16 protein-coding genes, 1 pseudogene and 1 riboswitch are annotated in these 20,489 nt (G+C 68.5%); of the genes and pseudogenes, 6 read left to right on the plus strand and 11 right to left on the minus strand.

Going from position 1 to position 20,489, the window contains the following annotated elements; translation table 11 throughout:
• The first annotated feature begins 451 nt into the window (after positions 1-451).
• Together BLS50_RS21710 and BLS50_RS21715 are read left to right on the plus strand one after the other, a co-directional pair.
• On the plus strand, positions 452-1,375 hold the full coding sequence (locus BLS50_RS21710) for a LysR family transcriptional regulator (protein WP_074803990.1): 924 nt from the start codon (positions 452-454) through the stop codon (positions 1,373-1,375).
• 97 nt (positions 1,376-1,472) lie between these two features.
• Positions 1,473-1,874, plus strand: coding sequence for an OsmC family protein (locus BLS50_RS21715; protein WP_074803992.1), 402 nt, complete (start codon positions 1,473-1,475; stop codon positions 1,872-1,874).
• Positions 1,875-1,978: 104 nt separating this feature from the next.
• Here BLS50_RS21715 and BLS50_RS21720 read toward each other — a convergent pair whose 3' ends face one another.
• Positions 1,979-2,860 (minus strand): Dyp-type peroxidase, encoded by an 882-nt coding sequence (locus BLS50_RS21720; protein ID WP_027806665.1) that lies wholly within the window; start codon positions 2,858-2,860, stop codon positions 1,979-1,981.
• Positions 2,861-3,345: 485 nt separating this feature from the next.
• Between BLS50_RS21720 and BLS50_RS21730 the strand changes: the two genes are divergently transcribed.
• From BLS50_RS21730 to BLS50_RS21740, 3 genes are all read left to right on the plus strand, one after another.
• Positions 3,346-5,199 carry an ABC transporter ATP-binding protein gene (locus BLS50_RS21730; protein ID WP_074803993.1) on the plus strand — a complete coding sequence of 618 codons (1,854 nt, stop codon included), beginning with the start codon at positions 3,346-3,348 and terminating at the stop codon, positions 5,197-5,199.
• Complete coding sequence (locus tag BLS50_RS21735; RefSeq protein WP_412668065.1) at positions 5,199-5,834, plus strand: GNAT family N-acetyltransferase; 636 nt, start codon at positions 5,199-5,201, stop codon at positions 5,832-5,834. The genes BLS50_RS21730 and BLS50_RS21735 overlap by 1 nt, the downstream gene beginning before the upstream one ends.
• A 158-nt stretch (positions 5,835-5,992) precedes the next feature.
• On the plus strand, positions 5,993-6,706 hold the full coding sequence (locus BLS50_RS21740; protein WP_027813247.1) for a riboflavin synthase: 714 nt from the start codon (positions 5,993-5,995) through the stop codon (positions 6,704-6,706).
• A gap of 16 nt (positions 6,707-6,722) precedes the next feature.
• Here the strand turns inward: BLS50_RS21740 and BLS50_RS21745 are convergent, their stop codons facing one another.
• From BLS50_RS21745 to BLS50_RS21765, 5 genes are all read right to left on the minus strand, one after another.
• Positions 6,723-7,301 carry a hypothetical protein gene (locus tag BLS50_RS21745; RefSeq protein WP_074803995.1) on the minus strand — a complete coding sequence of 193 codons (579 nt, stop codon included), beginning with the start codon at positions 7,299-7,301 and terminating at the stop codon, positions 6,723-6,725.
• An 87-nt stretch (positions 7,302-7,388) separates the two neighbouring features.
• Positions 7,389-8,630 (minus strand): voltage-gated chloride channel family protein, encoded by a 1,242-nt coding sequence (locus tag BLS50_RS21750; protein WP_074803996.1) that lies wholly within the window; start codon positions 8,628-8,630, stop codon positions 7,389-7,391.
• 79 nt (positions 8,631-8,709) lie between these two features.
• Positions 8,710-8,813: riboswitch (Fluoride riboswitch) on the minus strand.
• A 79-nt stretch (positions 8,814-8,892) separates the two neighbouring features.
• Complete coding sequence (gene cheB / locus BLS50_RS21755; protein ID WP_006479514.1) at positions 8,893-9,912, minus strand: chemotaxis response regulator protein-glutamate methylesterase; 1,020 nt, start codon at positions 9,910-9,912, stop codon at positions 8,893-8,895.
• Positions 9,909-12,218, minus strand: coding sequence for a hybrid sensor histidine kinase/response regulator (locus BLS50_RS21760; RefSeq protein WP_012338506.1), 2,310 nt, complete (start codon positions 12,216-12,218; stop codon positions 9,909-9,911). The genes cheB and BLS50_RS21760 overlap by 4 nt, the downstream gene beginning before the upstream one ends.
• Positions 12,215-12,916, minus strand: a complete 702-nt coding sequence (locus BLS50_RS21765) for a chemotaxis protein CheW (RefSeq protein ID WP_074803998.1) — start codon at positions 12,914-12,916, stop codon at positions 12,215-12,217. Before BLS50_RS21765 ends, BLS50_RS21760 begins: the two co-directional genes overlap by 4 nt.
• A gap of 44 nt (positions 12,917-12,960) precedes the next feature.
• On the opposite strand from BLS50_RS21765, the pseudogene BLS50_RS21770 reads away from it, so the two are divergent.
• Positions 12,961-13,323 (plus strand): annotated as a pseudogene (locus tag BLS50_RS21770) (RNA-guided endonuclease InsQ/TnpB family protein); the annotation flags it as partial.
• A 63-nt stretch (positions 13,324-13,386) separates the two neighbouring features.
• On the opposite strand, the gene BLS50_RS21775 reads toward BLS50_RS21770, so the two are convergent.
• The 5 genes from BLS50_RS21775 to BLS50_RS21800 all read right to left on the minus strand — a co-directional run bounded on the left by BLS50_RS21775 (position 13,387) and on the right by BLS50_RS21800 (position 20,315).
• A complete protein-coding gene (locus BLS50_RS21775) occupies positions 13,387-14,805 on the minus strand; it encodes a CheR family methyltransferase (RefSeq protein ID WP_074804000.1) in 1,419 nt (472 codons plus the stop codon).
• Positions 14,802-15,323, minus strand: a complete 522-nt coding sequence (locus BLS50_RS21780) for a chemotaxis protein CheW (protein WP_074804002.1) — start codon at positions 15,321-15,323, stop codon at positions 14,802-14,804. Before BLS50_RS21780 ends, BLS50_RS21775 begins: the two co-directional genes overlap by 4 nt.
• Positions 15,320-16,996 carry a methyl-accepting chemotaxis protein gene (locus BLS50_RS21785; RefSeq protein ID WP_074804004.1) on the minus strand — a complete coding sequence of 559 codons (1,677 nt, stop codon included), beginning with the start codon at positions 16,994-16,996 and terminating at the stop codon, positions 15,320-15,322. The genes BLS50_RS21780 and BLS50_RS21785 overlap by 4 nt, the downstream gene beginning before the upstream one ends.
• Before the next feature lie 124 nt (positions 16,997-17,120).
• Positions 17,121-18,254 carry a hybrid sensor histidine kinase/response regulator gene (locus BLS50_RS21795; RefSeq protein ID WP_006479520.1) on the minus strand — a complete coding sequence of 378 codons (1,134 nt, stop codon included), beginning with the start codon at positions 18,252-18,254 and terminating at the stop codon, positions 17,121-17,123.
• A gap of 477 nt (positions 18,255-18,731) precedes the next feature.
• Entirely contained in the window at positions 18,732-20,315 is a 1,584-nt protein-coding gene (locus BLS50_RS21800) for a Na+/H+ antiporter (protein ID WP_074804009.1), read from the minus strand.
• Positions 20,316-20,489: the final 174 nt, after the last annotated feature.

Here is a 20,489-nt window from a genome sequence, read left to right on the forward strand (position 1 = left end):
TGCATTCACTGGCCAAGCCCCCGACTCGTTCGACTTCTTCTAATACCGTCGAACTGTCAGGCTTATATTTGGTTTGAATGCGTGCGACAGGACGGCTATCCCGAAATATGAAGCGACGGCATCTTAGCCGAACGGGTAGCGCCTTTGGCGCGAAATGGCCGACCGGGACAGCATGATGGCGGATTACTACAGGCTGGCGTGCGCCGCTGGTATGCCGGCACGGAAATGCGTATGCGATGCGGCCCATTATTGCGGCCGTCATGCGTAATGACATACGTGTTCGATTGCGTTGCGCATCGTTCAAACGGACGCTCGCGCATCGCGCTCGACCCGCATCGACCCGCATCGACCCGCATCGAGCGCGCACGATCGCCACGCATGCCAACCGGCACATCGGTTGCCCACGCATCCTTTAAAATCGAGCCGTCCTTCACCTCGCCGCCCGCGCTCCGTGCCCGCCGATCACCGTCTCGACCTGAACCTGTTTCGCGTGCTCGACGCCGTCTACGTGCACGGCGGCATCGGCGCGGCCGCCCGTGCGCTGCATCTCACGCAGCCGGCCGTCACGCATGCGCTCAACCGGCTGCGCGCGCATTTCGACGATCCGCTGTTCGTGCGTCAGGGCAACCGTGTGGTGCCTACCGAGCGCACGCGGTCGATCATCGCGGACGTGCAGCTGCATCTGAAAGGCTTGCAAGGCACCGCGCGCGATCCGTCCGCCTTCGATCCCGCGACGCTCGACCTGAGCATCGCGGTCGGCATTCGCGACGTGCTCGAATCCATCGCATTGCCGCGCATCGTCGCCGCATTCGCCGACGAAGCGCCGGGCCTGCGGCTCGTCAGCCGCCGCATCGCGGTACCGGACATCGAGCGCGAACTCGCGTCGGGCAACCTCGATCTCGTCGTCGACCGTCGCGTGCAGACGGGCCCGCGCATCGCCACCGAACACCTGCTCGACGATTCGCTCGTCGTCGCGCTGCGCCACGATCATCCGCTCGCGCCCGCCCCGCTGCGACGCGGCGACTATTTCGCGGCGCAGCATATCGCCGTGTCGTCGCTCGGCGAGCCGCAATCGCTCGACGTCCTGCTCGGCAACGACGGGCGCTTCCGCGACATCCGGCTCACCTGCCAGCACTATTTCGCCGCCTGCCAGATCGCCGCGGCCGGCAACCTGCTCGTCACGCTGCCGCACACCTATGCGCTGCGCATGGCCGCGCTGCTGCCGATCGTCGTGCGGCCGCTGCCGCTGCGGCTCAAGCCGTTCCCGCTGCTCGCGTACTGGCACGAGTCGCGCGACACCGACCGCGCACATCAGTGGGTGCGCGAACGCATCGCCGCGCTCGTGCGCAGCAGCGCCGGCATCGCCGACGCGTAGCACGCAGCGCACGCCCGCGCGGCCGGGACGGTATGCTGGCGGCTGCACGCCGCCACCCGGCGCCCGCTTTCCCTGATCCGCTTACCGGAGACTCGCCATGTCGCTCATCCACGCCGCCGCCGTCCTCGATGCCGACGCGCCCGACTACGTCGTCCAGCTGCAGGCCGGCACGCACACGCTGACCGGCGACGAAGCGCCGCGCGAAGGCGGCCAGGATCGCGGGCCGGCGCCGTACGAGTTCGTGCTGGCCGGGCTCGCGCAATGCACGGCCGCGACGCTGCGCATGTACATGCAGCGCAAGACGTGGCCGGCCGCGCGCATCGCGGTGCGCACCGAGCTGCATGCCGATCGCGAAGGCGTGCAGTACGTGCGCCGCGTCGTGACGCTCGACGGCCCGCTCGACGACGCGCAACGCCAGCGTCTCGCGGAAATCTGCGAGAAAACCCCGGTGACGCAGTTCATCAAGCGCGGCACGCGGATCGAAACGACGTTGAACTGACGCACGCGGCAGGCCATACGCACTGCCACTTGGAAGCTTGAAAAACAGAACGGGCGGGCCACGCATCCGGCGCGGCCCGCCCGTTCATCGATCCCGCCCGGCGCTTACAGTCCGAGCGCGGCGAGGTCCAGCTTGCCGTCCTTCATCGGCGGGCACCAGAAATACGCGCCCGTCAGCGGCCGGGTGAAGCGGAACAGGCCGTCGACGATGCCGTCTTCCGCGCCGCTCATCCGGCGCATCTGCACGTCGAACGCGCGGAACGAGCAGCCGAACGCGACGAAGTACAGGCCCGCGCGGCGCGTGTCCGACCACGGCGACGAACGGCGCAGCATGAACGCCTCGGGCTCGAAGCTTTCCTGCGCGGTGCGCTTCACGTGCGCGAATTCGGGTGCGTCGTCGAGTTCCTCGTTGTCCGAACGGCGGCGCCCGATGATGTGATCCATCTCGCCCGACGGAATGCGCTCCATCTGGTCGAAGTCGTGTACCCACTGCTGCACCGCGACGAAGCTCGCGCCGTCGAGCCCCGCGCCCTGCCCCGTCACGATCGCCGCGGCCACCGCGTCGTCGCCTTCCGGATTCTCGGTACCGTCCTCGTAGCCGGACAGGTCGCGGTCGTTCGAATAGCGGAAGCCGTCGACGGCCTCCTGCAGCGTGAACGCCGGCGCGAGCGCGCGTTCGATCTCCCGCGCGCGCAGTACGATCTCGCCGCGGTCGTCCGAGCGCAGCCAGACCCACACGTCGGCCGGCGTCGACGGCAGCGTACGGTCGTTCACCGCGAACGCCGGGTACTCGGTCAGGCCCGGCACCGGATGCCCGAGCCAGGCGGCCAGCGCGTATCCGAACCCGACGACCGTGTCGCGTCCGTCGACGATCTCGCGCAGCGCGGCCAGCGCCGCGGCGATATTGCCGTCATTCGACATCGTGAAAGTGAGGTATCGGGCTGCCGTATCGATCGGAGCCAGGATGCCTTGCTGAACGTCGCTCATCGTTTCCTCGGGAATGGTTCGGAGTGAATCTGTGCGGGCCGCATCGTCGCGCGCCGCGGACGCGCAAGTGTAATCGATGCGCCGACCGGCCCCGGGCCGCCACGTCGAACGTACGCGAAAAGGGGCCAAAACCCTGAATACTAACCGTATCGACGCTGCAACGCCGCATTCGTCAGACGTTGCGGCGCGCGTGACACTCCTGATAAAATCGCAGCACGTCTTTTCGGCGTCCTTTCATTCAACCGTTCACTTCAGGGAGGTGCAGATGTTCCGAATGCCAGCCACCTTCCCGAACGTGGTCTCGCGGCGCAGCTGATCCAGCCCGCCGTCCGCGCCGGCTCCCGAGTTTTCCGCTAACCCGTCAGCCGCGCTTTTCCCGACAGCCCGTTTCGCTCCGCCCGCGTGTTTCGCGCGGCCCGGCTGTTGCGTTTTCGACGTTCTCCGAACCGGAAAGTCCCGTCGCGCGATGCGCCGGGCAACGATACATGACCAGAAAAACCTCCCATCTGGGCGGCCAGGCATTCCAGGCCGTCTTCGGCTTCACCATTCGTTACTGGCGCAAGCAGCCGGCGCGCATCGCCACGGTCGCGGGCCTCGCGCTGCTCGCCGCGCTCGCCGACGTCCTCACGCCGCTGTTCGCCGGCCGCCTGGTCGACGCGCTGTCGACCGGCCTGACCGACCGCGCCGCCGCGTGGCACTCGGCCCTCGTCGCGTTCGGCACGCTCGCCGCGCTCGGCATCGGCGCGACGGTGCTGCGCCAGGGCGTCTACCTGAACATCATCACGCTCACGCTGAAGATGATGAGCGAGATCGCCGCCGCGTCGTTCCACCGCGTGCAGCGCTTCTCGACCGACTGGCACGCGAACAGCTTCGCGGGCTCGACCGTGCGCAAGATCACGCGCGGGATCTGGGCGCTCGACCTGCTCAACGACACCGTGCTGATCGCGCTGCTGCCGTCGGTCACGATGCTGGTCGGCGCGACCGTGTTGCTCGGCACCCACTGGCCCGTGATGGGGCTCGTCGTCGGCGCGGGTTCGCTGCTGTACATCGCGGTGACGGTCGCGGTGTCGCTCGGCATCGTCGCGCCGGCTGCCCGGCTCGGCAACCTGTGGGATACGCGCATGGGCGGCGCGCTCGCCGACGCCGTGAGCTGCAACGCGGTCGTCAAGGCGTTCGGCGCGGAAACGCGCGAGGAAGCGCGGCTCGCACGCGTGATCGACAAGTGGCGGCAGCGCACGCGCCGCACGTGGGTGCGCGGCACGTTCAACGGCGGGCTGCAGGGGGCGATGCTGGTCGCGATGCAGGCCGCGATGATCGGCGTCGCGCTGCGACTGTGGATGAACGACGAAGCGAGCGTCGGCGACATCGCGTTCGCGCTGACGATGTTCTTCATGCTGCAGGGTTACCTGCGCGACGTCGGCATGCACATCCGCAACCTGCAGCGCTCGGTGAACGACATGGAGGAACTCGTCGCGCTCGAACGCCAGCCGCTCGGCATCGACGATCGCCCCGGCGCGCCGGCGATCCGGATCGGGCAAGGCGAGATCCGCTTCGAGCACGTGACGTTCCGCTATGGCAACCATCCGGTGCCGCTGTACGACGATTTCTCGATGCGGATCGCGCCCGGCGAACGCGTGGGCCTCGTCGGCCATTCGGGGTCGGGCAAGACGACGTTCATCAAGCTGATCCAGCGACTGTACGACGTGTCGGGCGGACGCATCACGATCGACGGGCAGGACATCGCGCAGGTACGGCAGGATTCGCTGCGCGGCCAGATCGCGATCGTCCAGCAGGAGCCCGTGCTGTTCCACCGCACGCTCGCGGAGAACATCGCGTATGCACGGCCCGGCGCGAGCCGCGCCGACATCGAGCGCGCCGCGCGCCTGGCCAGCGCGCACGACTTCATCGCCGCGCTGCCGGACGGGTATGACACGCTCGTCGGCGAACGCGGGATCAAGCTGTCGGGCGGCGAGCGCCAGCGTGTCGCGATCGCGCGCGCGTTCCTCGCCGATGCGCCGATCCTGATCCTCGACGAAGCGACGTCGAGCCTCGACAGCGAAAGCGAGCTGCTGATCCAGCAGGCGATGGAGCGGCTGATGGTCGGCCGCACGACGCTCGTCGTCGCGCACCGGCTGTCGACCGTGCGTGCGCTCGACCGGCTGCTGGTGCTCGATCGCGGCAAGGTGATCGAGGAAGGCAACCACGACGCGCTGATCCGCATCGACGGCGGCATCTACCGCCGGCTGTTCGAGCGGCAAGCGCTGGAGCTGGCGAAGGGGCTCGCCGATTCGCCGCGGCGCGTGGCGGATCGCGCGCTGGGGAAGCCGGCGGAGGTTTGATGCAGGCAGGTCGTCACATGACCCGGCGACATGGCTTCAATCGCCGGGTCATGCCGGCGATCCGATTGGCGTGGTCGATGCACGACGAGGAAATGATGCTGCAACCGGACGAAACCCGTATCGAATCGAATCGCCTTTGGCTCACACCATTCTCGGCAAAAGACGCGGATGCAGCGCTTGCATGCATTACGCCGTCGCTGACTCGCTATATGGGCTGGGACCCTCCGGCCAACAGGGAAAGTTTCGATCGCATCTGGCAGACGTGGCTGCACGCACAAACCGACGGCACGGACTACGTGTTCGTGATTCGACAACGCGACGGTGGATCCTTCCTCGGCCTGGTGGGGGTTCATCACGTCAAGCAGGCCATCCCGGAATTGGGCGTCTGGATCCGCGAAGATCGGCATCGCGAAGGGATCGGACGAGAGGCGGTCAGGCTCGTCGTGGAATGGGCGTGCTCGACGCTCAACGTTCAGCGCTTCAACTATCCCGTCGCCGAGGAGAACCATCCGAGCCGACGTATCGCCGAGTCCCTCGGCGGCACTGTAACGGGCCATAGCGAGACCCCGAAATTCGTGTCGGTCATTTATCAGATACCGGCCCCGGTGACATGCGAAAGCCCGGGGCAGGCGTAAGCGGCCGACTCGTGACGATCGATCTCGTGCGCAGTGGTCCTGCCCACGGCCGGGGCTTTCACGAAAGCGGCCTACCGCCGCCAGCCTGCCACCGTCACGCGCCTCTCCCGCGGATCACTTATCATGTCGGCCAAGCAATTCGCGACGAAAGGCAGACCATGTTTACAGGCATTGTTCAGGGTGTTGGCACCATCGACGCCATCAAGGATCACGGCGAGCTGAGAACGTTCAGCATCGCATTCCCCGAGCGGTTCACCGACGATATCGAGATCGGCGCGAGCGTGTCGGTCGACGGCGTGTGCCTGACGGTCACGACCATCCATTCGCCGGCGCTGATCGACTTCGACGTGATGCTGCCGAGCCTGCGGATCACGACGCTGGCCGACCTCGCGACCGGCGCGCGGGTCAACGTCGAGCGGGCCGCGAAGGACGGCGCGGAGATCGGCGGGCATCCGCTGTCCGGTCATGTCGATTTCACGGGGACCATCGCGCACATCGCGTCGTCCGAGCACAACCGGATGATCCGCATCGGCGTGCCGGCCGAGTTCAAGCGCTATGTGTTCGCGAAGGGCTACATCGCGATCAACGGCTGCAGCCTCACCGTGTCGGACGTCAATCGCGACGAAGGCTGGTTCGACGTCTGGCTGATTCCCGAAACGCGCCGCGCGACCACGTTCGATGCGAAGGGCGTCGACGACAAGGTCAACATCGAGATCGAGCGCAGCACGCAGGTCGTCGTGGACACGATTCGCGAATCGGTCAAGGAAACGCTCGGCGAATTGAATGGTGTCGTCACCGCGCTGCTGGCGGAAAAAGGCATCGATATCGAGGAACTGCTGGCGCGCAACGTCGCGCGGCTGCCGAAGCAGTAAGCGCTATGCCCGCGTGCTAGGTGATCCGCTGGATCACCGAGTACCGGGCGCCGTCGAAGAACACCTCGACCCACGGTTCCGATTCCTCGAATGTCCAGAGGACGAGCTCGCGATCGTCGAGTTCGTCGTCCTCGGGCCACGGCATGTTCCATCCGCCCGCGACGGCCACCACGCCGCCCGTGTAGAGCGGGCATTGCGCCATCCATTCGCGCTCGTAGTCGTGCGCGGCCGCGCCCTTGAAGTTGCCGTTGAATCCCCAGTCGCGCTGCCAGCCGTGTGCGTCAAGGTACGCACCGATCGCGGCAGAGCCGAAGCGGAACACCGCGTCGGCGGGCGGAAGCGACATCGCATCGGATCGGCATAGCGGGCGGTCGGAACGGACGGGTTGCGCGGAAGTCTCCACGCGGCCTGACGTGCCGCTATCGTCGAGATATACGTGCAGCCAGACGCCGTCGCGCTCGACGGAAATGCACAACGCGCCGTCGTCGATACCGTGCCAGTAGCCGGTGACGGGTTCGCCGTCGTCCGCGAAGCGGTACTGACGGCACGGCCTCGCAAGCCGCTTTGCTTCGGTCAGGAAATCGTCCAGTGTCATTGGATGTCCGTCAGTCGTTTTTGCATCTTGGGTATCGCATGAGGCCGCCGCGGTCGAGCGACACCAGCCGCGGCCGCACGCCCTCCCTCACTCCGCCTCTCCCTGCGCCCCCTTCCCCACCGCCACGCGCTGCGCGTGATAAATCCCCGCGTGCCCGGAAAACAGATACGCGACGACACAGGCGACGATCGCATACACGCCGATATCCGCGCCGAACAGTTCGATCGCCATGATCGTCGACGCGATCGGCGTGTTCGCCGCGCCCGCGAACACCGCGACGAAACCGAGCCCGGCGAGCACGGGCACCGGCAGCGCGAGCACCTGGCCCAGTGCATTGCCGAGCGTCGCGCCGATGTAGAACAGCGGCGTCACTTCGCCGCCCTTGAACCCCGACGCGAGCGTGACGACGGTGAACGCGAACTTGCCCGCGAAATCGTAAAGCGGCAGCGGGCCGTGAAACGCGGCCTCGATCGTCGGGATGCCGAGGCCGAGATACTGCGGCACGTTCAGCATGGTCGCGGCCACCGCGACCAGCAGGCCGCCGACCACCGGCTGCAGCGGCGCATGGCGGATCACGCGGCGAAACCACGCGGTCAGCGCATGCGTCGCGAACGCGAACAACCGCCCGACCACGCCGAACGCGATGCCCGCGACGACCGTCACGGCGAGCCCCGTCGCCGATACGGCCGGCACGAACGGAATCGCATAGGCCGTGTGATGGACGCCCCACGCGCGGCACACGACGTCCGCGACGATCGCCGACGCAACGCAGGTCAGCAGCGCATCGTACCGCAGGCGTCCGATCGCGAGCACCTCGAGCCCGAACACGGCGCCCGCGAGCGGCGTGCCGAACACCGACGCGAAGCCGGCCGCGATGCCGCCCATCAGCAGCACGCGGCGATGCTCGCGATCGAGCCGGAGCACGTGCGTGATGCGATCGGCGAGCGCGCCGCCCATCTGCACGGCCGTGCCCTCGCGGCCGGCCGAGCCGCCGAACAGGTGCGTGACGACGGTCGCGACGAGCACGAGCGGCGCCATCCGCTTCGGCACGAGTGCCTTCGGGTCGTGAATCTCGTCGATCAGCAGGTTGTTGCCGCGCGCGACCGACTGGCCGAACCGATGGTAGACCCAGCCGGTGGCGAAACCGGCGGCCGGCAGCCCCCACAGCAGCCACGGATGCGCGACGCGCGTGCCGGTCGCCCAGTCGAGCGCGATCAGGAACAGCGCGGAAGCCGTGCCGGCGAGCGCGCCGAGCAGGGCTGAAAGCGCGAGCCAGCGGCACACGTAGCGCACGGTCGCGAAAAGATCGGCAGAAGTGGTGAAAAACATGATTTCCAGATTCGACGGGATATCAAAACCTGGGCGGCAGAATACCGCGTGGACGGCCTGCGACCTCCTGACGACCCAGGAACACGCAGGCATCATCAGCCGGGCGAACCGGCGGTTGAGGGCCGCACCGCGCGCCATGCGCCGGGAACGACCGCAGGGAGGCATGCCATCTCCGCAGGCCGCAATTGTACGCGACGCCTCGCCACGCACGCAATGCAGCCACCGGTGCGCCCCGAACCAACGGCGCCCGCCCGATGCGCGGTCAGTCGCGCGATGTCAATGCGATCCGCGCGATCAACTGGGGCGCGATCTGGTCGAGCGGCAGGATCGCCGACGCCGCGCCGATCGCCGCCGCGGCCTTCGGCATCCCGTACACGGCGCTGGTCGCCTGGTCCTGCGCGATCGTGTAGCAGCCCTTCGCCCGCATCGCCTTCAGGCCGAGCGCGCCGTCGCGTCCCATGCCGGTCAGCAGCACGCCGAGCGCATCGCCCTGCCAGCCGTCCGCGACGCTGTTGAAGAACACGTCGATCGACGGCCGGTACGGCGTTTCGGCCGGATGCCGCGTATAGCCGAGCACGCCGCGCGGCGACAGCATCAGATGGTCGTTGGTCGCCGCGAGCAGCACCGCGCCGGCCTCGGGCACGCTGCCCTGCCGCGCGACGCGCACCGGCAGCCGCGTATAGCCGTCGAGCCATTCGGCCATGCCGTACGCGAATGCCTGGTCGACGTGCTGGACGATCACGATCGCCGCCGGAAAGTCGGCCGGCAGCGCGCGCAGCAGCGCGGTGAGCGCGGTCGGCCCGCCCGCCGACGCACCGATCGCGACGAGCGTCGGCTGTCCGCGCGTGGGGGCCGGCCCCGGCGGCACGAGCGCCGTGGTGCGGCTTTCGAGCAGCCGGCCGATCTGGTCGATCTTCGCGAGCAGCGCCTGCGGCGATGCGTCGGTCGACAGCCCGAGCGCGAGCGTCGGCGTGTCGACCGCGTCGAGCGCGCCGGCGCCCATCGCCTCGTACACCGACGACGTGTTCGCGCTGACGCTCGCCGTCACGATCAGGATCGCGCACGGCGCGCGTGCCATGATCCGGCGCGTCGCGGCGACGCCATCGACCTTCGGCATCACGAGGTCCATCAGCACGACGTCGGGCGGATGCGCGACGCAGAAATCCACCGCCTCGTCGCCATCGGTCGCGACCCACAGCACGCGATGATCCGCGCGCAGCGCGATCACGCGGCGCAGTGCCTCCACGGCCAGCGGCAGATCATTGACGATACCGATGTTCATCCGCGCGCATCTCCGATCAGGTCGTGCACGGCATCGAGCAGCGCCTCGTCGTGGAAGCTGCTCTTCGCGAGGTAGTAATCGGCGCCGGCGTCGAGCCCGCGGCGGCGATCCTCGTCACGATCCTTGTACGACACGATCATCACCGGCACACGCTTGAGCATCGGGTCGCCCTTGATCAGCGTGACGAGTTCGATGCCGTCCATGCGCGGCATGTCGACGTCGGTCACGACGAGATCGAACGCATCGCTGCGCACCGCGTTCCACCCTTCCATCCCGTCGACCGCGACCGTCACGTCGTAGCCGCGCTTTTCCAGCAGCTTGCGTTCGAGCTCGCGCACCGTCAGCGAATCGTCGACGACGAGCACGCGGCGGCGCCGGTCGGCGAGCGCGAGCTGCGGATCGCGCGTGAGCCGCGCGAGCTGGCCGCCGCGCACGAGCTTGTCGACCGAGCGGATCAGGTCCTCGACGTCGACGATCAGCACCGGGTCGCCGTTCTCGAGCAACGCGCCGGCCGCGATGTTCTGGATCTTGTGCAGGCGGCTGTCGAGCGGCTGCACGACGAGCATCCGCTCGCCGAGGAAGCGGTCGACCGCGACGCCGTACAGCTCCGGCTCGCCGCCGACGACCACGACCGCCGTGCTGGCGCGCGCCACGTCCGGTTCGCCCGCATCGAGCAGCTGGTGCGCGGCGACGAGGCCCACGCGCCGGCCGTCGAACGGAAAATGCGGCTGCCCTTCGAGCACGTCGATGTCGTCGTGCGCGAGTTCGAGCGTGCGGCGCACGTGCGCGAGCGGGAATGCATAGGGCTCGCCGCCCACTTCGACGAGCAGGCTGCGGATCACCGACAGCGTGAGCGGCAACTGCAGCACGAAGCGCATGCCGGCCCCCGGCTCGTTGAAGATCCGCACCGCGCCACGCACGCCGCGCACCATCTCCTGCACCGCGTCGAGACCGACGCCGCGGCCCGATACGTCGGTCACCGCATCGCGCATCGAGAAGCCCGGCAGCAGCAGGAATTCGAGCAATTCCGGATCGGACAGCCGCGCGGCCGTCTCGTCGTCGGTCAGGCGCTGGCGCACGACGGCCGCGCGCAGCGCGTCCATGTCGACCCCCGGCCCGTCGTCGATCACGCTGACGAGCAGCGAGCCTGCGCTGTGGCGCGCCTCGAGCGTGACGCTTGCCTCGGCCGGCTTGCCGCGCGCGTGGCGCGCGTCGGGCGAATCGACGCCGTGGTCGATCGCGTTGCGCAGCAGGTGGCCGAGCGGCGCGTCGAGCAGGTCGAGGATGTCGCGATCGACCTGCGTGCCTTCACCGACGATCGAGAAACGCACCTGCTTGCCGAGCGAGCGCGCGAGATCGCGGACGATGCGCGGATACGCACGCGTCGCATCGCCGAACGGCCGCATCCGGCATTGCAGCGCCTCGTCGTACAGCTGCTCGGCGATATGCGTGCTGCGCCGCTCGAAGCGGTCGAATTCGTCCATGCGCTCGGCAAGCGAGCGCTGCAGGTCGTTGAGCATGTGCCGCACTTCGTTCATCGATGCGAGCATGCCCGCGTCGAGATCGTCGGCGAACTGCTCGACCATCAGGTCGAGCGAACGGGCCGCGTCGCGCTGCGCGCGCTTCACGCGCAGCATCGATTCGGCGAACGGCTTGAGCCAGCGCGATTCGACCAGCGATTCGCCGGACAGGCTCAGCAGCCGGTTCAGCGTATCGGCGCGTACGCGGCGCATCGCACCGGCGCCCGACACGCGGCCGGCCTGGGCCGGATGGGGCACCGCGCCCGACACGGCGAGCGGCGGCACCGCGGCGCTCGCCCCGACCGGCTCGTTCGCGGCGCCGTCGTGATCGCGATACGGCGCGAACGACGGCGGCACGGGCGGTGGCGCGGCGGCCGGCGCCTGCATCGTCTGCGCGCCGTCGGCGCCCGTCAGCGCCGCCGCGAACACGTCGATCTCGGTCTGCGACACGGGCTGCCCCTGCGGATCACCGACCCGCACCAGCAAATCGACGCCGGCCAGCAGCACGTCGACGTGCGTGGCCGTCAGCGCGATCGTGCCGGCCTGCGCGGCGACGAAGCATTCTTCCATCCGCCCGGCGATCTCGACGCCGAGCGGCACGCCGACGATACGCGCGGCGCCCTTCAGCGAATGCGCGGCGCGCATGCACGCTTCGAGCGCGACGGCATCGGGCTCGCCCGATTCGAGCGCGAGCAGCCGCTCCGACAGCGCCTGGGTCTGCGTGCGCGTCTCCTCGCGATACAGTTCGAGCAGCGACAGGTGGCTCAGGTCGTCATCGCCGCTCATCGCATGCTCCTTGTCACGGCGTCGAACAGACGATCGTCGTCGAGCAGCCCCACCGACTTGCCGCGCCACGACAGCACGCCGCGCGACAGGCCGGCGCTCGCGCGCCCGACCGTCGCCGGCACCGGCACCCAGTCCGAGGCGCCGAAGCGCAGCACGCCCTCGACTTCGTCCACCGGAAACACGACCGGTTCGCCCTGGTGCGCGGCCACCAGCAGCCGCGTGAAACGGCCGTCGCCGCCACCGCTGCCGGCCTTGCCGGCATCGAGGCCGAGCAGCGCGCCGATCGAGATCGCGATGCGCAGCGTGCCGCGGATGTTGACCACGCCGCGCACGGCCGAATTGCGGCGATGCGGCAGCGAATGGATCGGGCGCGTGCCGGCGATCTCGCGCAGCACGCCGATCGGCAGCGCGAGCCATTCGTCGGCCACCCGGAACGCGAGCGCCGCATGACGCGCCACGCCGTCGTCGTCGCTCGCGTGTGCCGTGCCGAACGCGCTCATCCGGCGCGTGACGTCGGTCATCTCGGCCACGTCGAGCGGACGCTCGAGCAGTTTCGCCGCGTTCGACGCGTAGACCGGGCAGTTCAGGCAGCGCAGGCAGTCGTTCAGCCGCTCGCACGAGCGGTCGCCGCGCGTGCCGATCCGGTTCCAGCAATCGTCGACGTCGAGCGTCGCGTCGTCAGTGGCGGCGCGGTTCATCAGAATTTGCTCCGAGAAACTCCGCCATTGATGGCGGGAAGGACGATCTGGTGCGGTGCTTCGATTACATCGCGGTCGGCAACGTGTCGCCCGCGAAACTCGCCAGAACCAGGATGGCGAAGAGCGTCTACGACGCGTCCTGGTCGTCCTTCCGGAACAAGCTCCGCTACAAAGCGATCGCGCACGGGGCCACGTTCGAGGAAGTCGACGAAAGCGGTTCGACCCAGTCCTGTTCGGCGTGCGGATCGAAAGACAGCACGACGCGGCCGAAAGGTATCGCGGGACTGCGAATAAGAGAATGGGCCTGCAGTGACTGTGGTGTCGAGCATGATCGTGATATCAACGCTGCGCTGAACATTCTCCGATGCGGACGTGCATCGCCAGGTGTGGGAATCCTCCGCCTTTAGGCGGTGGAGGACGTCAAGCGTTCCTCTGGTCATCGCGGTGTCGGTCCCATTCCCGTCGTCGTGTCAGCCGGCCGAACGCCGGGCGCGTTCGAGCAGCCATTGCGCGCCCGCACGATCGCCGCCGACGTCGAGCAGCGTCGCGAGATGCGTCAGCGCCTCGTGATGCGTGGGGCGCAGGTACAGCGCCTTGCGGTAGAAGTCGCTCGCTTCCGCGGCGCGTCCGCGCGCATCCGCGATCAGTCCGTTCAGGTAGAACGCATCGGCATGCGGGCCGACGCGCGCCGAGAACTGCGCGAGCACGCGCTCGGCCTCGTCGAGCGCGCCAGCGTTCGCCAGCGCCTGCGCATCCTCCAGCGTCGGCGCCTCGTCGAGCGTCGGCGCGATACCGTCGTTGGCCGGTGCGGCCGCCGCGGCGGCGGCCACCGCCAGGTCGGCCCGTGCGTCGATCGCAGCCGTCGTCACGGCCGGCGGCGGCGCCGCAAACGGCTGACGCACGTCGCCGAGCCAGGCCGGCGGCGCGACAGCCAGCACCGGCCGCGGCGCGGCGAGCGGCGCAACCGTGAAGCGCTCCGCGCCCGGGTAAGGCGCCGCCGCGGACAGCGGCGCCGCCGGCCGCGCCGCGCAGGCATCGGCCGCCGCGCCGGCCGGCTCGCGATGAAACGCGAACGCCAGCGGCACGCGCGCCGAGCGCATCCCGTGCCGCATCGCGACGCCCGTCTCCGCCGGCCCGACGAACAGCATGCCGTCGTCGGCAAGACGCGCGTCGAGCGAGCGGATCACGCGATCCTGCGCATCGCGGTCGAAATAGATCAGTACGTTGCGGCAGAACACGAAGTCGTAGCGAATGCCGGTATCGGCCACCGGTTCGACGAGGTTCGCATGACTGAACTGCACGCACGCGCGCACGCGCTCGTCGAGCAGCCAGCCGTCGCGGGTCGGCGTGAAATACCGCGTACGAAACTCCGTCGCCGTCCCGCGGAACGCATTGCGCCCGTAACAGCCGAGCCGCGCCTGCTCGATCGCACGCGCACTGAGATCGATCGCGTCGATCGCGAAGCTGGCCGGTTCGAGCCCCGCATCCAGCAATGCCATCGCCGCCGAATACGGTTCCTCGCCCGTCGAACACGGCGCGCTCAGCACGCGGATCACGCGGCCGGGCATCGCGGCGAGCCGTTCGGCGGCCAGCCGCGCGAGCGTCGCGAAGGCCTCGCGGTCGCGGAAAAACCACGTCTCGGGGACGACGAACAGCTCGATCAGCGCGCGCCGTTCATCGGCCGACGCGTTGAGCTGCTGCCAGTACGCGTCGAGCGCTTCCGGCGTCACGGGCGGCCGCGCGGCCGACGGCACGCGCTCGCCGTCCGCCTGCAGCGCATGCACGCGATCCGCCAGCGCCCGCATCAGGAAATCGTTGCCGAGCGAATCGGGGTCGATGCCGGTCTCGCGCAGCAACCAGCCGCGAAATCGCGATTCGGACATGTTCATGCGGACTCCTCCCCGTGGCCCGGCAGGCCGTCGAACAGATACAGGCGTGCAACGTCGTCGACCAGGTCGGGCACGGACACCTGCTGCACGACGCCGTCGGGCGTGTTCGCGACCCGCCCGAGCCAGCGCGTGCGCGCGGTGGAGATGCCGCTGGCGCGGAACGCCGCGCGGTCGATCCGCATCGTCTGCGTCGCGCGCTCCACGATCAGGCCGATCGTGCGCTCGCCATCGGCGTGACCGGCGTGACCGGCGCGATGGCGCACCATCACGAGCCGCGTCGAGCGCAGCGCCTGCGCGCGCCGCCGGAGCGCCAGCATCGGCACGTCGATCACCGGCACCGGCTGGCCGCCGCGCATCAGCAGCCCGGCGATCCAGTCGGGCGCGCCGGGCACCGCCTTCATGACGGCGAGCGGCAGCACCTCGTCGATGCCGGCCGCGTCGAGCGCATAACGCTCGCCGTCGAGCTCGAACATCAGGAACAGCGCGTGGGCGCCGTTCTGCGGATCGGCGCGCGTCACGCGTCGACCTTGAAGCGCGACACGCTGGTGCGCAACTGGTTCGCGACGAGCGTCAGGTCGTCGATCGCCTGCGACGACTGGCGCAGCGACTCGGCCGTCTGCTGCGCGGCTTCCGACAGTTGCGACAGCGCCTGCGTGATCTGCTCGGCGCCGTTCGCCTGCGTCTGCATCCCTTCGTTGACCATCTGGAAGCGCGGCGCGAGGGTCTGCACCTCGGCGATGATCTGCGACAGCTGCCCGCCGACCTGCTGCACGTCGAGCATCCCGCGGCGCACTTCCTCGGAGAACTTGTCCATCCCCATCACGCCCGCCGACACCGCCGACTGGATTTCCTTGACCGTCTGCTCGATGTCGTAGGTCGCCACCGCCGTCTGGTCGGCCAGGCGGCGGATCTCGGTCGCGACGACCGCAAAGCCGCGACCGTACTCGCCGGCCTTCTCGGCCTCGATCGCCGCGTTCAGCGACAGCAGGTTGGTCTGGTCGGCCACCTTGGTGATCGTCGCGACCACCTGGTTGATGTTCAGCGCCTTCTCGTTGAGGATCGCGAGCTTCGCGTTCACCGAGCCGGCCGCGTCCATCACGCTGCGCATCGTCTCGCCCATCCGCGTGAGCCCGCTCTGGCTCACGCCCGCGAGCGTCGCCGACTGCTCGGCCACGCCGGCCACTTCATTCATCGTGCGCAGCAGGTCGCGCGACGTCGCGAAGATTTCGCGCGAGGTCGCGCCGATCTCGGTCGTCGTCGCCGCGGTCTCGTTCGCGGTCGCCTGCTGTTCGCGCGACGTCGCCGCGATCTCGGCCACCGACGTCGTCACCTGCATCGACGACTGCTGCGCGCGCGCGACCAGCTCGGTCAATTCGTCGGCCATCCGGTTGAAGCCGGTCTCGAGCGTGCCGAATTCGTCGCGGCGGCGCAGATCGAGGCGATGGGTCAGGTTGCCGGTGCGCATCACGTCGTGCACCTCGACGAGCCGCGCCATCGGCACGGTGACCGAGCGGTACAGCATGTAGCCGAGCCCGAGCGCGGACAGCAGCATGATCGTCAGCGCGCCGACGAGCACGACTTCCGTGTCCTGCACGGATTCGCGGATCACCCTCGCGGACTGGTCCGCGAACTTGCGGTTCTCCTGGACCATGATGTTCGCGTCCTGCACGACCTCGGCCCACCCCGGCAACACCTTCGCGTAGGCGGCGACCGCTTCGTCGCGCGAGCCGCGGTGCCTCTGTACCGCGTCGGTCAACAGCGGCAGGTAGCGATCGTATGCGCCGCGAAACGTCGCAAAACGCGCGCGGTCGTCGTCGCGGAAGATCGACGCCTGGTAGTCGACCGACAGCGACTCGACCTGCTTCGTCGCGTCCGCGATCTTCGCGAGATCGCGCTGCACGGCGTCGGGGTCGGTCTCGACGAAGGTCGCCTGCTGCAGCATGACGAACGTTTCGTTGACCGCCGCGCGCAGCGATGACGCGAGGTAGACGCCGGGCAACGAGTCGCGCTCGATGCTGACGGCTTCGGCGTTGATCGCGCGCAGTCGCTCGTACGACACGCCGGCTGTCACCAGCATCAGCACGAACAGCACGCCGAAGCTGAGCAGGATGCGATTGCCGAGCGTCAGCCGGGCAGCGCCGATCGTCGGATGCAGGCTTTCATTGGTCGCGCGGGGCGTCACGGTGGCCATGTTCGTTATGGGCTTTCTAAATTCTGCGTTGAAAAAATCCACGCCCGCCTGCGCGCCGGAGGGCGCGCCACGAGCGCGTCGGGGTCTCGCGGGCGGCGCGGCGCCGGCAGGCCGCGCCGCGAAATCACCGCTCCGCTTGCGCCGGCAGCCGAAGCGCGACCATGAAGCCGCGCGCCGTATTGCGCATCAGGATCTGGCCGCGATGCCGCGCCGCCGTCGCGCGGACGAACGCGAGCCCGAGGCCGAAGCCGCCGCGCGCCGCGCCGTGCGCGGATTCGAGCTGCACGAACGACTCGGTCGCGGCCGTGCGCTGTTCCGGCGCGATGCCGGTGCCGGCATCCTCGACGCCGATCAGCCAGGCGCCGCCCTCGCCGGTCAGCGTGCAATGAACGTCCATCCCTGCCGGCCCGTACTTCAGCCCGTTGTCGACCAGGTTCGCGACCGCGCGCGTCAGCATCATGCGGTCGCCCATCGTCACGCACTCGGTATCCGGCACGTGCGCGATCACCCGGCAGCCGAGCCCGGCCGCCTTTTCCCACAGCTGGTCGACGGCATCGAGCACGATCTCGTTGAGACTCACGACCTCGTGCGCACGGCGCTCGGATTGCGCGCGGGTCAGGTGGATGAAGCCGTCGGCGAGCGCGAGCGCGCGCCGCGCATGGCCGGCGATGCGCTCCATGATCGCCGGCATGTCGCCGTGTTCGGTCCGGTAGACGTCGAGCAGCGCGAGGATCGACGTCTGCGGCGAGCGCATGTCGTGCGACAGGAAATCGAGCGCCTCGTCGCGCTGGCGCGACATCAGGTACGAATTCGAGTGATAGCGGATGCGCGCGGTGAGCTCCATCGCGTCGGGAAGCTTCACCAGATAGTCGTTCGCGCCGGCGATGAACGCCTCGCGCTTGACGATCGGCTCCTCCTTCGCGGACAGCACGATGATCGGCACGCGTGCGGTGCCGGCATCCGCGCGCCAGGCGCGCACGAGATCGAGGCCGTCGATCTCCGGCATCACGAGATCCTGCAGGATGACCGTCGGCTTCACGTCGCGCGCGACCGCCATCGCCCGGTGTGCGTCGGTGCACACGTGCAGGTCGATGTCGTGCTCGCTGCGCAACGCGCGGCGGATCACCTCGCCGACGAACGGCTGGTCGTCGACGAGGAGGACCGATAACCCCGATTCGAGGCAATCCGAGGCATTATCACTGCTCGATTCTTTCATAAATACAGTTTCAAACGCCGAATCTCCAATCGATTCTTTCATAGGAGTTGTTTATCCGACTTGGACGCTATCTTATATTGGCAGTTGAAAAACCCGCCTGATTCCGCCGATTTGGCCTGTCGGCACTGCCTTGCGGGGCCTCGGACGCCGCTTGTTTCCCCGTCGGCGACCGCATTACCTCCGCATTCTTTCTCTCAATAAACATAACCGGCTGATTCTAAATGAAATTAGAACACAGCATCTATCTCCTTCCGGTTTAGTTTTGCCAAATATGCAGAAAGAGACGGAAACAGATAAATCGGATCATTTCCGGATTCGAAAGACGATAACGTTTGCGAGACCGCCGCCACGAGGTTTGCATGCGTTGCAAGGCTGGCGGCCGATCTTATTGAGGGCCGGATTCGAATAACCCCAATCGGCAGGCGGAAAAGAGACAATCGCGCAACGGGCGCTCGACCCGCGCGCGGCAGGGCCGGCAGGACGCCGGCCCGTGGTGCGATGCGTGAGCCGCGTGCCCGCTCACCCTCGCGCGTGCTGCGCGGATACTTCCTGCAGGTCGAGATCGCGTTCGAGCGCGTGCAGCATCTCGTCGTGAATACGCCCCGACCGGTGCAGGCGCAACAGTTCGGCACGGCCCGCCCGGATCGCGGCCAGCACCACGTCGTAGTGCGCCATGCGCACTTCCGCCGGATACGCCGGCTCGTTCTTCGCCCGTTCGGTCAGCTCGGCGCGATACGTGTATTGCTCGAGCAGGCGCGGATGGATCACGACGCCGTTCTCGTCGCGCACGAGCGGCTGGATCGCCGCGAGCTGCGCGGCTTCGACGTACGCCCACGTCTGCGGCTCGGTCAGGTGGTGCGCGGCGCGCTCCTCACGCTGCGGCAGGCGCAGCAGCCGGATCAGCGGCCCGATCGTCGTGCCCTGCAGCAGCACGGTGACGAGGATCACCGCGAACGACGCGACCAGGATCACGTCGCGGCCGGGCAGCGCCTCGGGCAGCGACAGAGCGATCGCCAGCGTCACCACGCCGCGCATGCCGGCCCAGCTCATGATCGTCGCGGCCTTCCAGTCGGGCGCCTCGCCGCGCCGCGCAAGGCCGCGCACCGGCCACTTCAGCGCCTCGACCGCGTAGATCCACACGAAGCGCGACAGGACCACCGCCGCCAGCACCGCGAGCACGGGCGGCACCATCGTGCCGAGCACCTGCTCGAAGCCGCCGAGTCGATGGATCGCGCCGCGCAGCGACAGCCCGATCAGCACGAACACCATCGCCTCGAGCAGGAACACGATGACCTGCCAGAACGCGGTGCCGCGCGTGCGCACGGCCGCCGAGAACACCTCGTGCTGATGCCAGCCGATGATCATGCCGGCCGTGACGGTCGAGATCACGCCCGACACCTCGACCATTTCCCCCGCGATGTACGCGATCCAGCCGGCGATCACCGCGACGGTGATCACGAGATAGTCGTCGTCGAGCAGCTTCAGGAACCACACCACGAGCTTGCCGACCATGAAGCCGACCACCACGCCGCCGAGCCCCAGCTCCGCGAAACGCACGACCGCGTGCTCGAGGCTGAACGCGCCGGTGAGCGCGGCCGCGACCGCGAAACGGAACAGCACGAGGCCGGCCGCGTCGTTCAGCAGGCTCTCGCCTTCGAGCAGCACCATCAACCGGCGCGGCAGCGCGACGCGTTCGAGCACGGCCTTCGCGGCGACCGCATCGGGCGGCGACACGATCGCGCCGAGCGCGAAGCACGCGGCCCACGGCAGCGCCGGCACCACCCAGTGCACGGCGAAGCCGACCGCGAACGTCGTGAATACCACCGCACCGATCGCCAGCATCAGGATGCCGCCGACGTTGCGCTTGAATTCTTCCCACACGGAGAAGTACGCACCGTCCATCAGCAGCGGCGGCAGGAACACCAGCAGCACCAGCTCGGGATCGAGGTTGATCGGCGGCAGCCCGGGGATGAATGCGATGCCGATGCCGCCGATCAGCAGCGCGGCCGCGGGCGGCAGCCGTAGCCGCTTGGCGATGCATTCGAGCGCGACGATCGCGAGGAATGACAGCAGAACCAGCTTGAATGCCGAGACGGGGGACATGAATCGACCTCGTGAAGAATGAATTCGCGCGTTCCGGCGTCGTACCCCGGTCGGCAGTTTCGCGCGATTACATCACGAGGGGAGGCTCGTAGTCGAGCCTGTTTCGGGCGGCCTGCCGCACGGTGCGCGCGCGGCGCCGTGCCGCTGCGCGCGCCGCCATGAAAAACGGCACGC

This window comes from Burkholderia orbicola (assembly GCF_900100915.1).
In the GTDB taxonomy this organism is placed as follows: domain Bacteria; phylum Pseudomonadota; class Gammaproteobacteria; order Burkholderiales; family Burkholderiaceae; genus Burkholderia; species Burkholderia orbicola.

Bases quoted from the DNA above. Each gene is read 5' to 3' on its own strand.
- BLS50_RS21715 (WP_074803992.1), top strand. From the start codon at position 1,473: ATGTCGCTCATCCACGCCGCCGCCGTCCTCGATGCCGACGCGCCCGAC.
- BLS50_RS21720 (WP_027806665.1), bottom strand. From the start codon at position 2,860: ATGAGCGACGTTCAGCAAGGCATCCTGGCTCCGATCGATACGGCAGCC.
- BLS50_RS21730 (WP_074803993.1), top strand. From the start codon at position 3,346: ATGACCAGAAAAACCTCCCATCTGGGCGGCCAGGCATTCCAGGCCGTC.
- BLS50_RS21735 (WP_412668065.1), top strand. From the start codon at position 5,199: ATGCAGGCAGGTCGTCACATGACCCGGCGACATGGCTTCAATCGCCGG.
- BLS50_RS21740 (WP_027813247.1), top strand. From the start codon at position 5,993: ATGTTTACAGGCATTGTTCAGGGTGTTGGCACCATCGACGCCATCAAG.
- BLS50_RS21745 (WP_074803995.1), bottom strand. From the start codon at position 7,301: ATGACACTGGACGATTTCCTGACCGAAGCAAAGCGGCTTGCGAGGCCG.
- BLS50_RS21750 (WP_074803996.1), bottom strand. From the start codon at position 8,630: ATGTTTTTCACCACTTCTGCCGATCTTTTCGCGACCGTGCGCTACGTG.
- cheB (WP_006479514.1), bottom strand. From the start codon at position 9,912: ATGAACATCGGTATCGTCAATGATCTGCCGCTGGCCGTGGAGGCACTG.
- BLS50_RS21760 (WP_012338506.1), bottom strand. From the start codon at position 12,218: ATGAGCGGCGATGACGACCTGAGCCACCTGTCGCTGCTCGAACTGTAT.
- BLS50_RS21765 (WP_074803998.1), bottom strand. From the start codon at position 12,916: ATGAACCGCGCCGCCACTGACGACGCGACGCTCGACGTCGACGATTGC.
- BLS50_RS21775 (WP_074804000.1), bottom strand. From the start codon at position 14,805: ATGAACATGTCCGAATCGCGATTTCGCGGCTGGTTGCTGCGCGAGACC.
- BLS50_RS21785 (WP_074804004.1), bottom strand. From the start codon at position 16,996: ATGGCCACCGTGACGCCCCGCGCGACCAATGAAAGCCTGCATCCGACG.
- BLS50_RS21795 (WP_006479520.1), bottom strand. From the start codon at position 18,254: ATGAAAGAATCGATTGGAGATTCGGCGTTTGAAACTGTATTTATGAAA.
- BLS50_RS21800 (WP_074804009.1), bottom strand. From the start codon at position 20,315: ATGTCCCCCGTCTCGGCATTCAAGCTGGTTCTGCTGTCATTCCTCGCG.